Here is a 12,925-nt window from a genome sequence, read left to right as displayed (position 1 = left end):
GACGGGGCCGAAGATCTCCTCCTGCGCGATGCGCATGGAGTTGTCGACGTCGGCGAAGACGGTGGGCGTCACGTAGTTGCCCTTCTCCAGGCCCTCGGGGATCTGCGGGCCGCCGGCGACCAGACGGGCACCCTCCTCGATACCGAGCTGGATGTAGCTGCGTACCCGCTCCTGCTGATCGGGGCGGATCATCGGGCCGATGAAGGTGTCGGGGTCGTTCGGGTCACCGACCTTGAGCGACTCCACCAGCTCCTTCAGCGCGGCGACGACCTCCTCGTACCGGTCGCGCGGGGCCAGGATCCTGGTCTGCGCGATGCACGACTCTCCGTTGTTGAGCAGCGATCCGAACTTCAAGCCACCGACGGCCTTCTGGACGTCCGCGTCGGGCAGGATGATGGCGGCCGACTTGCCGCCCAGCTCCAGGCTGACCCGCTTGAGCTGCTCCCCGGCGATGGAGGCGATACGGCGGCCCGCGCGGGTGGATCCGGTGAAAGCGATCTTGTCGACGTCCCGGTGCGAGACCAGGTACTCGCTCGTCTCGCGGTCCGCGGGCAGGACACTGATGACACCCTCGGGCAGGCCCACCTGCTCCAGCAGTTCCGCCAGGAAGCCCATGCTCGGTGAGTTCTCCGGAGAGACCTTGAGAACCACGGAGTTGCCGGCGACCAGCGCGGGGATGATCTTCGAGGTCGCCGAGGAGAACGGCGAGTTCCACGGGATCACCGCCGCCACCACACCGATCGCCTCGCGGCGGACCACGCTGCGGGTCGGGGACATGGGGTCGGAGGGAGCCAGCGTCTCCTCCCAGCCGAACTCCTCCGCCGCCTTCAGGTAGGCGTTCGCCTGCCGGGTCAGACCGGGCTGCCCGGCGCGGGTGAACCAGCCTGCCGAACCGTTCTCCAGCGAGATGAGGTGCGCGATCTTCTCCGCGTTCTGCTCACGCAGCGCGTTGAACCGCCGCAGTACGGCAATGCGTTCCGCCGGAGGAGTCAGTCGCCACTCACCCTTGTCGAAGGACTTCCGGGCGGCATCGACCGCGCGGTCGATGTCCGCCGGCCGCGCCTGGGCGGCGCGGGCGATCACCGACTGGTCGTGCGGCGAGGCGATGTCGAGCAGCTCCGGGTTGCTGGGCTCGATCCAGGAGCCACCGATGAAGAGCCTGTCGTAGGTGATCATGTGCGTTTCTCTCTTCTTTCCGTGCCTGCGGGTCTTTCCGTGCCTGCGGGGCGTGGAGCCTGGTGTTCAACTGCCACTTCAATGTAGCACTTATATTTGTTAGCGCCACGTAAGAGTGTGGATAGAGGATTGATAATCCTCATCGGAGGTACGGTTGACCGATGAGAGCCGATGCAGCACGCAACGTGGTAGCCGTTCTGACCACCGGAGCGCGCATGCTCGCCGCCGATCCCGGCGCGAGTGTCGCGAGCATCGCGGCCGAGGCGGGTGTGGACCGGCGCACCGTCTACCGGCGCTTCGCCTGTCGGGAGGAACTCCTCGCCGCGATCCACGAATCGCGGGTCTCGGCCATCGAGCGGGCCATCGAGGGCGCCCGCCTGCGCGAGGCTCCTGTCGCCGTGGCCCTGCACCGGTACGTCGAGCGGATCATCGTCGTCAACCGGACATGGCCGGTCGACCTCGCCCGCATGCTCGCCGACGACACCATCAGCCGACGCCGTGACGCGTGTATCGCCGAGGTCGACACCTTCCTGTGCCGGGCCACCGACGAGGGCCTGCTCCGCGGGAACCGGCCGGAGGGCTGGGCGGGCACACTGCTGCCCGAGCTGGTGAACCTGGCCTCGCACGAGCAGGCACACCTGGACCCCGGACGAGCGGCCGATCTGGTGGTCGACACCTTTCTGCGGGGAGTCGGCGCGTCGGGAGGCCCGTCGCCCGAGTCCCCGCCCCGGGACGACGGCCGCCCGCCGGATCCAGGGGATTCAGCCGCGTGACCGTACCGGGTCTGCCTTCCGCAAGGCGCACGAAAAGGAAAGCCGAGCCGGGCGGGGATGTTCCCGCCCGGCCCGGCATACACATCTCCCGGGATGATCCGTTCTGTTCCGGTGGATCCGGTGGATCCGGTGGATCCGGTGGTTCCGGTGGTTCCGGTGGATCCGGTGGTTCAGGTGTTCCGGTGGGTCAGGTGGGGAGTTTCCAGAGTTGGTTGTCGGTGGCGGCGCAGGTCCAGAGTTGGAGTTTGGTGCCGTTGGCGGAGCTGGGGCCGGTGGCGTCGAGGCATTTGCCGGACTGTGTGCCGAGGAGTTGGCCCTTGGTGTCGGTGGTCCATTTCTGGCCGGTGGTGCCGGTGCAGGTGGAGAGCTGGACGGCGGTGCCGTCCGCGGTGCCGCCGGCCGCGGCCGTGAGGCATTTGCCCAGTGCGCGCAAGGTGCCGTCCGTGGCGGCCGTCCAGGACTGGCCGCTCCCCGTCGAGCAGGTGTTCAGCTGGATCGTCGTGCCGTTGGCCGAGAGCGATCCGGTGACCTCGGCGCACTTGCCGCCGTAGCCGCTGATCACCCCGGTGGGCCGGGACGAGGGCACGTTCCAGAGCTGGTTGTCGGAGGCCGCGCACGCCCAGAGTTGGAGTTTGGTGCCGTTGGCGGAGCTGGGGCCGGTGGCGTCCAGGCATTTGCCGGACTGTGTGCCGACGAGTTGGCCCTTGGTGTCGGTGGTCCATTTCTGGCCGGTGGTGCCGGTGCAGGTGGAGAGCTGGACGGCGGTGCCGTCCGCCGTTCCGCCGGCCGCGGCCGTGAGGCATTTGCCCAGCGCGCGCAGGGTGCCGTCCGTGGCGGCCGTCCAGGACTGGCCGCTCCCCGTCGAGCAGGTGTTCAGCTGGATCGACGTGCCGTCGGTTGTCGTACCGCCCGTGACTTCGGCGCACTTGCCGTTGTAGCCCGCGATCCGGCCCGTGGGGCCCGACACCGCGGCCGACGGTACCTTCCACTTCTGACCGGCGTCACCGCTGTTGCATGCCCAGATGATCAGCGGGTTGCCGTCCGCCGTGCTCCCGTTGCCGTTCTCCAGACACAGCCCCGACGCCGCGTTCACCACATAACCGTTGACCGCGTCCACCCCCCACTGCTGCCCCTGCGAACCGTCGCAGGCAGCGATCTGGACACGGGTGCCGTTGGACGTGCCCCTGTCCTGGGTGGTCAGGCACTTGCCCAGCACCTGGAGCGACGTGTCGGAAGCGACCGTCCACTGCTGGGTGGTGGAGGTGCCGCAGGTGTTGAGCACCACCTGGGTGCCGTTGGCGACGCTGCCGCCGGCCAGGTCGACACACTTGTCGCCCTGCCCGGTCACGTGCCCCGTCGGACCGGCCGGAGCCGGTGTGGCCGGCAGGCTGATGGTGGTGGCCGTCCAGTGGTTGGCGTTCAGCGAACCGGTCGGGAACTCCAGCCGGACCTCGTGGTGCGTCCCGGCCGCGAACTGGAACGTACCCGCGTCCACGCTGGTGTACTTCTGCCAGTCCCCGGTGTTGGGCACCGCGACGGTCGGCCCGGCCACGCCGTCCACGACGAAGCGGACCTGAGCGCCGTCGTTCGGCGTGGCGACCCGCGCGGAGAGCTTGACCGTCCCCTGCATCGGCTCGCTCTTCCACGTCAGGCTCTGACCGGCGGCGATGTCGCCGACGTCCCAGCCCCCGCCGGTGTCACCGGTGGGCTCGACATCGAGATCACCGCTCCGGTAGACACCCGAGTTGCCAGTGGTGGCTCCGCTGTACGCGTCCGCGGTCTCCGCCTCGATCTTGAGGCTCGTGGGGAACGGGTCGGTGGAGTACTGCCGCACGATGTCGATCATCTGGTTGGGGAAGTCGGTCAGCCGCTCCGCGTACGAGCCCTCGGCCGTACGCGCGAGCATCGCGTTCTCCTCCCAGTCGGTGAAGCCCTCGACCAGGGTGATGTCGGCGCCGCCGTTGACCGTGGCGTCCAGCGTCCGGTTGAGATGGTTGCCGTGATCCGCGTCCATCACCATGTCGACGGAGTCGTTGACCACCCGGAACCCCGGGGTGGCGACGCCGAAGGTGCGGCCGTTGACGGTGGCCGGGCGGCTGGAGAGGACCTTGAACCCGTCGACGGTGACCGGCGTGGCCGCCTTGTTGGTCACCTTGATGGTGTGGGTGCCCTCGGTCAGGCCCTTCTTCTCGAAGACGGTTTGCTGGGTCTTGAGCACGCTGCTCGACAGCGCGACGGTGACCGGCGTCTGCCCGTCGACGGAGACGTCGACGCTGCCCTGGCCCAAGTCGGTGCGGGCGAGGTACTGCACGCCCGTGCCGATGAAGGAGTACGTGACCGACGCTCCTGCCTGGGAGCTGCTCTGGTACGTGTTCTTGTAGTCACCGGCGCCGTCCGAGGTCCGGTACTCCCAGCCGTCGCCGAACTTCAGCTGCCCGTTGTCCACCACGGGCTGGTGCGTGGCATTGGTCCAGCCAGTGGGCAGGGTGAACCAGTTGTTGATGCCGTCGATCTGCGAGACCACGGTGGGATCCCGGTCCGGCCAACTGCTGTCGACGACGTAGTACGGGTCGATGCCGAACTCGGTCTTCGCGCGCGAGCGGGCGTACTGCAGGAGCTTGGAAAGGTTGCCGTCGCCCTGGTTGCTGAAGGCGAAGTCGTTGACCGACCACTCGTAGACGAGCGGGCGGCCGTCGACCTTGTAGAGCATGTCGTCGGGGACGCGGTCGAAGTACTCCCGCTGGTTGTAGTCCCAGAAGTACTGGTAGCCGCCCTCCCCCGTGCCGTCCGCGTCGCCGATGTCGAAGGGGGGTTCGTAGCCGCCGGTGTGATGGACGGCGCGGTTCTTCTTGTCGGTCAGGGTCGCCGGGGTGTCGTCGAGCGCCGCGATCTTGAGCTGGTCGGCGACGCCGCGCCGCTCGATCGCCTCGACCAGCGGTGTCAGGGCTCGGGGGTCGCCGGCACCGTCCGGGACGGCGTTGTCCGGGCCGAAGCCGCGCAGGTCAACGGCGACGAAGTCGACTCCGGCGGTGACCAGTTCCTCCACGTAGTTGTCCCAGAAGGAAGCGGGGTCGTCGGCCTTCGGCCGGAACATCGGCTGGTTGTAGTTCTTGTTGACGGGCTGGTCGTAGGGACCACCCGCCATGGTGATGTCGGAGAAGCCGAAAGTGACGCCGAGGGCGCCGGTCTTGCCCGCGACCCTTCCCGGCAGGACGGTGCCGCCGGCCACCACGACCGGGGTGTCGGCCGCCGAGACCTGCGGGGCGGCCGAGGCCTGTGGGGCGGCACCCAGGGCGACCGGACCCAGCGTCGTCAGGACCGCCAGGCCGAGCGCCGCGGCGGAGCTTCTGTGTCTTCGCAACACGTGTGTTCCTCTGAGGGGGTAGTCGTCACCGGACTGTTCTTCGCGATGCGGTGTCCGGTGGTTCCGGTGGTTCCGGTGGTTCCGGTGGATCCGGTGGGTCAGGTGGGGAGTTTCCAGAGTTGGTTGTCGGTGGCGGCGCAGGTCCAGAGTTGGAGTTTGGTGCCGTTGGCGGAGCTGGGGCCGGTGGCGTCGAGGCATTTGCCGGACTGCGAACCCACGAGCTGGCCCTTGGTGTCGGTGGTCCATTTCTGGCCGGTGGTGCCGGTGCAGGTGGAGAGCTGGACGGCGGTGCCGTCCGCGGTGCCGCCGGCCGCGGCCGTGAGGCATTTGCCCAGTGCGCGCAGGGTGCCGTCCGTGGCGGCCGTCCAGGACTGGCCGCTCCCCGTCGAGCAGGTGTTCAGCTGGATCGCGGTGCCGTTGGCCGAGAGCGATCCGGTGACCTCGGCGCACTTGCCGCCGTAACCGCTGATCACCCCGGTGGGCCGGGACGAGGGCACGTTCCAGAGCTGGTTGTCGGAGGCCGCGCACGCCCAGAGTTGGAGTTTGGTGCCGTTGGCGGAGCTGGGGCCGGTGGCGTCGAGGCATTTGCCGGACTGCGAACCCACGAGCTGGCCCTTGGTGTCGGTGGTCCATTTCTGGCCGGTGGTGCCGGTGCAGGTGGAGAGCTGGACGGCGGTGCCGTCCGCCGTTCCGCCGGCCGCGGCCGTGAGGCATTTGCCCAGCGCGCGCAGCGTGCCGTCCGTGGCGGCCGTCCAGGACTGGCCGCTCCCCGTCGAGCAGGTGTTCAGCTGGATCGACGTGCCGTCGGTTGTCGTACCGCCCGTGACTTCGGCGCACTTGCCGTTGTAGCCCGCGATCCGGCCCGTGGGACCCGACACCGCGGCCGACGGTACCTTCCACTTCTGACCGGCGTCACCGCTGTTGCACGCCCAGATGATCAGCGGGTTGCCGTCCGCCGTGCTCCCGTTGCCGTTCTCCAGACACAGCCCCGACGCCGCGTTCACCAGATAACCGTTGACCGCGTCCACCCCCCACCGCTGCCCCTGCGAACCGTCGCAGTAGTCGAGGACGACGTCGGTGCCGTTGGTGGTGCCGCCTTCGGCGGTGGCCAGGCACTTGCCCTGGTTCCACAGCGTCTTGTCGGTGCCGAGGGTCCACTGCTGGGACGCGTCGTCGTCGCAGGAGGCGAGGACCGCCTGGACTCCGGCAGCCGGACCGGCGGCCAGGTCGACGCACTTGTCGCCCTGTCCGGTCACGTGCCCCGTCGGGCCCTCCGGCTTGGGTGCCGGGGTGTGCGGGGTACCGCCGATGGCCATGGCGAAGACGTGGCCCTGCGGAGAGCCGCCCGCCCCGTCCTCGGACGTGGGCAGGATCACCGCCCGCACCGTCTTGCCCGCGGCCAGCTGCACCTTGGTCGTGAAGAGGCTGACCTTCTGGTCCACCCGGCCGTCGTGGGAGTTGATGTGGTCGTAGGTCCCCAGACGGCCGCCGCCCTGGGCGACGCTGGTGTTGTCCCACCAGTCGGAGAAGCTCAGGCCGTAGCTCTGGGTGCTGCCGTCGGTGTAGACGATGGTGCCGATGCCCTGGTGGGGGCCGCTGGTGCCGCTGCCCACGAAGCCCAGTTCACTCCCGGTCCCGGAGATCAGGACTGCCTGCCCCTTCGTGTCGATGGCGTCGGGGGTGCCCGCGGCGGCGTCCGGCCACTGGTAGGTCAGACCGTCGGCGGTGAAGGACGTGCCCGGGGCGAGACCCTGGGCGGCCAGCGCCTGTGCGGAGAAGCTGAACCCACCGCCGTCGTACTTGCCGGGTGCGGGATCGGCGTCGTCCGTGACGCCGATGTTGGTGTAGGCCGCCTTCTGCGAGGCGAACGGCACCAGAAGCGTGCCGTCGGCGGTGTGGGAACCGCCGTCGTAGGTGGCGGTGGCGTTCAGCGGATAGGTACCCGGGGAGACGCCGGAGGGCGGGGTGGCCAGCCAGGTGGTGGTGGCCGAGGCGCCGGCCGCGACGGAGGCGAAGGAGGTCGCGGTGGTGGCCTTGACGGTCCAGCCGGCCGGCGCGGGCATGGCGACGGTCACGCCGCCGAGCGCGGAGCCGGTGCCGTTGGTGAGCGTGGTGGTCACCGTGGCCGACTGTCCGGCCTGCACGAACTGCGGGGTGTGCACGGCGAGGGAGCCCTTGACCACCATCACCATGGAGCCGGACACCCCGCCCACGGTCACCTTGATGGTGGCCACTCCGTCGGCGCCCGCGGTGACGATTCCGGAGGAGTCGACGGTGGCCACGGCCGGGTCGCTGCTGGAGTAGGTCACCGTCGTGTTCTGCAGGTCCACGAAGGACTGGTCGTTGTTGACCGCCTCCACGATGCCGTCGGCCGTGAGGGACGTGTCCCGCTGCTCCTTCGCCGGATCGGTGTCGTCCTTGATCCAGGGGTTCTTCTCCGTCAGGTCCAGCGTCTCCCCGGCCCGGTAGACCAGGCGGCCCGGCTGCACGGTGACGGTGGAGACCTTCGGGGTGAGAGTGCCGGAGACGGTCACCGTGGCGGTGCTCTGCACGGTGGCCGAGTCGGAGGCGACCTTCAGCGCCCAGGTGCCGGGGAAGACCGTCTGCCTGGAGGTCGTCGGGTTCCACACGCTCAGGTCGGCGGCCTTGACGGGCAGGGTGATGTGCAGCTTCTCGCCCGGCGCGAGGACACCGGTGTTCTTGAAGCCGACCAGACGCTGCTTGGGCAGAGTCGTACCGGAGACGGAGAAGGAGTTCGCGGCGTAGAGCTGGGCGACGGTGGCGCCGGGCACGTTGCCGGTGTTGGTCACGTCGAAGGAGACGTTCACCGTGCCGTCGGCGGTGACGCCGCTCTTGTCGGTCTGGGCCGCCGAGTAGGAGAACGTCGTGTAGCTCAGGCCGTAGCCGAAGGGGTAGGACGGGGTGCCGGTGAAGTACTGGTACGTCTGGCCCTTGCCGTCGGTCTCGGCGGGGGTCAGCCCGTAGGAGTTCTTCCCGGCGAGCTGGGAGTCGTCCTTGTACCAGGTGAAGGTCAGGTGCCCCTGCGGGTTCTGCTTGCCGAACAGCACGTCGGCGAGGGCGGTGCCCTGGCTCTGGCCGTTGTACGCGCTGTAGACGATGGACGCGGCCTTGGACTGCCGGGCGGAGATGTCGACCGCGCCGACCGTCTGGAGGTCGAGGACCACGTTGGGGTTTCCGACCGCCGCGACCTGGTCGATCAGGGAGCCGTAGTTGCCGGGCAGGGCCAGACCGGAGCGGTCCTTGCCCTCGCTCGCGGTGTTCTGGTCGGTACCGGCCACCACGACGACCGCGTCGGCGGCCTTGATCGCCGCCTGGGTCGCGGAGGTGAGGGTGACGGCGGCGGTGCTGGTGGTGCTGGTGCCCGCCGCGTCGTAGGTGACGGTCGCGCTCGGATTGGCGGCCCTGAGCGCGTCGGTGATGCCCTGCCGCATCGATATCTGCTTGTCGGGGGCGTTGCCGTAGCTGCCGAGGCTGACCGTGTCGGCGAGGCCGCCGAGGACGACGACCTTGTTCACCGCGGACGCCTTCAGCGGCAGCAGAGGCTTGCCGGTCGCGGCGAGGGCGCTGTTCTTCAGCAGCACCATGGACGCGTCGGCGGCCCTGGTCGCCAGGTCCACGTGGGCCGCGCTCTGGATGACCGACTTGTCGATGGAGGTGTAGGGGACACTGCCGGCGGGGTCGAACTCCCCTGTTCTCATCCGGACGGTGAAGACCCGCACCAGCGCCGTGTCCAGCACGTCCTCGCTCAGCAGGCCCGCGCGTACGGCCTCCATCACGTTGGCGGTGGTCATCTCGTCGCCGCTGCAGTTGAGGTCGTTGCCCGAGCGCAGCGCGAAGGCCTGGCCGGCCGCGCGGGCGTCGACGGTGTCGCCGGTCCCGTCGTCGATCCACTGCGGGTCGGTCTTCGAGCCGTTGGTGGACCAGGGCGCGGGCGCCCAGTCGTGGCCGTCGTTCGGCAGCTTGTAGGTGGTGCCGACCCCGCCGCAGTCCGAGGTGGTGAGGCCCGCGAACCCGTAGGTGCGCTTGGCCAGCCTGTTGTTGGTGTAGGTGTTGGCGACCGCGGGGGTGCCGTTGATCGCGTTGTACGAGGTCATCAGGCCGGCGACGTGTGCCTGTCCGATGAGGGCGGCGAACTGCTTGGTGTAGTAGTCGCGCAACTGGGAGTCGTTGACGTCGGAACTGATGGCGGTGCGTGAGTCCTCGACGTTGTTGAGGGCGTAGTGCTTCGCCGTGGCCGCGGCCTTCAGATAGCCGTTGACCGACGAACCGTCGGTGTTCTGGCCCTGGAAGCCGTTGACGAACTGGACGCCGAGCTGCGCCTGGAGGTAGGGGTCCTCGCCGTAGGACTCGTCGTGGCGGCCCCAGAGGGGGTCGCGGTCGTTGTTGACGGTCGGGGCGAAGTAGGTCAGCGAGCCGTAGTTGTCGGCCGACGAGCCGAGGTTGTTGCGGCCGACGCCGAAAAGTGACGGGTCGAGGAAGCCGCGGGCCTCGTCGGAGACGGCCGAGCCCTCCTCGTACTGGAGGGCGGGGTCCCAGGCCATCGAGGTGGCGAGGCTGGTCGGGAACCCGGTGGCCTTGACCGGCCACGAGGTGTCGCTGCCGGCGTTCTTGGAGTTGCCCAGCGACTGGATGCCGTGCAGGGCCTCGCTCCAGTACGTGTACCCCTGCACGCCCAGGCCCGGAATGGCCGGGGCGTCGTTGGTGATGAGCTGGCGGACCTTCTGCTCCAGCGTCATCCGGGCGACGAGATCGGCCGCCCGTTCCTCGAAGGAGTAACTGGTGTCCTGGTACACGGGGGTGGCCGCGGCGGCGACCTCCCCCTGCGCGGCCTGTGGCGATGGGGCGGATGCCCAGGCGTACGGGGAAGCCAGAGTCAGACCGAGGGCTACGGCGATGGCGACCGTGGTCGCCCTTCGGCCGTCGCGTCGGCGTCTCGGACCTTGCATGCTGTCTCTCCAGGGTGAGGAGGATGAGTCGGCCTCCGTCCGTCACGGGTGTCGGACGGAACGGGAAGGCGAGGCACCCCGCCGTGGCACCCGCGAGGGATACGGCGGGCTCGCCACCGTGCACCCTGTCACACGTGATCTTGTATCCGTGTGTGTTTCTGACCTGTTGTGGCAGGTGTTCATCCCGGCAGAAGTCAGGAAGTCCGAAGTCTGCGGTGATGCCTGTTGTGCCCGGTCACACGCGGGCAGCTCCGGGATCGATGCCGCCCGGCGGACCGCAGTTCGAAGTCGCACTCCGGGGCGTGTTTCTCGTCGGCGATGACGAATCATTACATCCCCCTATATTCTTCTGCGGGGTGCCAGGAGACGGGTGGCATGCGGAGGATGGCGCGACCTCGACGAAGCGGACGTGTCTCGGTGTACGGCATGTCGCCCGAGGGACACTCCGCACACATACTCCCGAGCGAACACACACCTGGCTGATCCGGTGACGAGGGGAAGTGGGGCACCGTGGAGTCGCTCACGACGATGGTCGGCCGGGACGAGGAGAAGGCGCTGCTGTCCGCCCTCGTGGCGGCCCGCGAAGGGCGGGCGCTCGTCCTGCGGGGGGAGGCGGGCGTGGGCAAGACCGCGCTGCTGGACCATGTCGGGCAATCCGCGGAGCGAGCGGGCCACCAGGTGGTCCGGGCCGCGGGAGTGGAGGCCGAGGCAGGGCTTCCGTTCGCCGGACTGCACCAGCTCCTCCACCCCCTGCTTCCCGCCGTCACCGACCTGGACCACGTGCACCGTGCGGTGTTCCACACCGTTTTCGGACGCGGCGAGGGACAGCCGCCGTCGGTCATGTCGCTCGGCATCGCCGTGCTGGACCTGCTCTCCCTGGCCGCCTCCTCCGTGCCACTGCTGTTGATCCTCGACGACGGTCAGTGGCTGGACGCCTCGAGCGTCGCGGTGATCGGATTCGTGGGGCGCCGCCTCATCGGCAACTCGGTGAAGCTCGTCCTCGCCCTGCGCTCCGGCGTGCCCTCGGGTTTCGACACCGCCGCCCTGCCGGAACATCCGGTCGGCGCGCTCGCACGGGAGGAGGCGGCCCGACTGCTGGACCTGCGCCATCCGCGACTGGACGCCGCCGTGAGGCAGGTGGTGCTGGAGCAGGCAGGGGGCAACCCGTTGGCCCTGCTCGAACTTCCCACGCCTCTGACCGGAGTCGGGTCGCGGGTCACCGCGGCCGAACTCCTCGGTGTGTCACTGCCGTTGCCCCGGCGTCTGCAGCGGGTGTACGGCGAACGCCTGGACGGGCTCAGCGCACGGGTCCGGGAGGAACTGCTGCTCGGAGCTCTCGACGGCGTCGGGGCGACGCCGGGGATCGCGCCCGTCCCCGGCACGGGGCAGTACCGAATGCGCGACGTCGACGAAGCGGTGGCGGCAGGTCTGCTGCGGGTCGACCCGGCCGGCGGAGGCCTCGTCTTCCACCACCCCGTCATCCTCTCCACCGTGGTGCAGGCGGCCACCCCCAACCAGCGCCGAGCGGCCCACGCCGTCCTGTCCCGGATGCATCACGACGACGTCGAGAGACGGGCCGCGCACCTCGCGGGCGCGACGGTCGATCCCGACGAGGAGGTGGCGGTCGCGCTGGAGGCGGCGGCCCGGTCCGCGACCCGGCGTGGCGGCGCGGCAGCCGCCGTGGCCTGGCTGACCCGGGCCGCCGAGCTGAGCGAGAAGAGGGAGGAGCGTTCCCGCAGGATCGGCGACGCGGCGTTCGCCGCCGGTCACGCGGGGCTGTTCGACCAGGCGCGGCGGCTCGTGCGTTCCGACTCCGCCACGAACGCGGCCGAGTCACCGGCGTCGGTGGTCACCTCCGCGTACATGGCGCTCTGGGAGGACGGAGAGGTGCGGCACACGCACCGCCGGGTGTCGGACGCCCTGGCGGAGCTGTGCGCCCGCGAACCGGGCCGGGCGTCCGAGACGCTCACCCGGCTGGTGAACCTTCTGCTGGCCATCGACCAGTACGCCGCCGACCCGGCGCAGTGGGAGGAGACCCGCGCCCGGCTGGGGGCGCTGGGCAGGCTGGTCCCGTCCCGGTCACTGGTCTACGGCGACGCGTGGGGCGACGTGGTCCGCCACGGTGCGGGCGTGCGAGGACGGGTGGACGAGGAGTTCGCCCGTCTTCCGGAGATGGAGCCGTGGGACGTGACCCGCCTGGGGGTCGCGGCCTATCACGTCGACACGCTCAGCCAGTACCGGCCGCTGCTCCAGCGGACCGTGGATCGCGAGGCGGAGACCGGCTTCGTACGCAACAGCATGACGATGCTGCACCTGATCATGCTGGACCAGATCGCGGTCGGTGAGTGGGCCGAGGCGGAGCGCACCGGGTTGCGCAATCTGGAACTGACCTCGTCGCACGGATACATGCTGCTCGCCTACCACAACCGTGCCTATCTGGGGTTGTTGGCGGCGTTGCGGGGACAGGTCGAGCGGGCGCGTGAGTTGCAGGCGGCCGTCGACACCTGGGCCCGTCCCCGCGGGGTCGGCTTCCTCACCCAGATCGCCGATGCCATCGGCACCACCGCCGCCCTCGCCGAAGGCGACTACGAATCCGCCTACCTCCACGCCATCGGCATCACACCCCCCGGCACCTTCCACCCCTA

Annotated in this window: 5 protein-coding genes; 2 read left to right on the top strand and 3 right to left on the bottom strand. The window is 69.6% G+C overall.

From position 1 onward, the window contains the following. Positions 1 to 1,176: aldehyde dehydrogenase family protein (locus tag ACFWEE_RS32130; RefSeq protein WP_386894693.1), on the bottom strand; the 1,176-nt coding region annotated here is incomplete at its 3' end. A gap of 215 nt (positions 1,177 to 1,391) precedes the next feature. Between ACFWEE_RS32130 and ACFWEE_RS32125 the strand changes: the two genes are divergently transcribed. Next, a complete protein-coding gene (locus ACFWEE_RS32125; RefSeq protein ID WP_386894697.1) occupies positions 1,392 to 1,949 on the top strand; it encodes a TetR/AcrR family transcriptional regulator in 558 nt (185 codons plus the stop codon). Between the two features lie 187 nt (positions 1,950 to 2,136). Here the strand turns inward: ACFWEE_RS32125 and ACFWEE_RS32120 are convergent, their stop codons facing one another. Further along, positions 2,137 to 5,310, bottom strand: coding sequence for a DUF5010 domain-containing protein (locus ACFWEE_RS32120; RefSeq protein WP_386894691.1), 3,174 nt, complete (start codon positions 5,308 to 5,310; stop codon positions 2,137 to 2,139). A gap of 101 nt (positions 5,311 to 5,411) precedes the next feature. Beyond that, the gene (locus tag ACFWEE_RS32115; protein WP_386894689.1) at positions 5,412 to 10,280 is read right to left on the bottom strand and encodes a ricin-type beta-trefoil lectin domain protein; all 4,869 of its coding nucleotides are present in this window, start codon (positions 10,278 to 10,280) and stop codon (positions 5,412 to 5,414) included. 528 nt (positions 10,281 to 10,808) lie between these two features. On the opposite strand from ACFWEE_RS32115, the gene ACFWEE_RS32110 reads away from it, so the two are divergent. After that, on the top strand, positions 10,809 to 12,925 hold a 2,117-nt coding region (locus ACFWEE_RS32110; RefSeq protein WP_386894695.1), incomplete at its 3' end, for an AAA family ATPase.

Source organism: Streptomyces sp. NPDC060184, from assembly GCF_042728795.1.
GTDB lineage: Bacteria > Actinomycetota > Actinomycetes > Streptomycetales > Streptomycetaceae > Streptomyces.
Note: the sequence above shows the minus strand (reverse complement) of the source record. Positions and strands in the feature narration are given on the sequence as shown.

What these genes read in the sequence shown, in the direction of transcription:
- ACFWEE_RS32125 (WP_386894697.1), top strand. Translation starts at nt 1,392, where the DNA reads ATGCTCGCCGCCGATCCCGGCGCGAGTGTCGCGAGCATCGCGGCCGAG.
- ACFWEE_RS32115 (WP_386894689.1), bottom strand. Translation starts at nt 10,280, where the DNA reads ATGCAAGGTCCGAGACGCCGACGCGACGGCCGAAGGGCGACCACGGTC.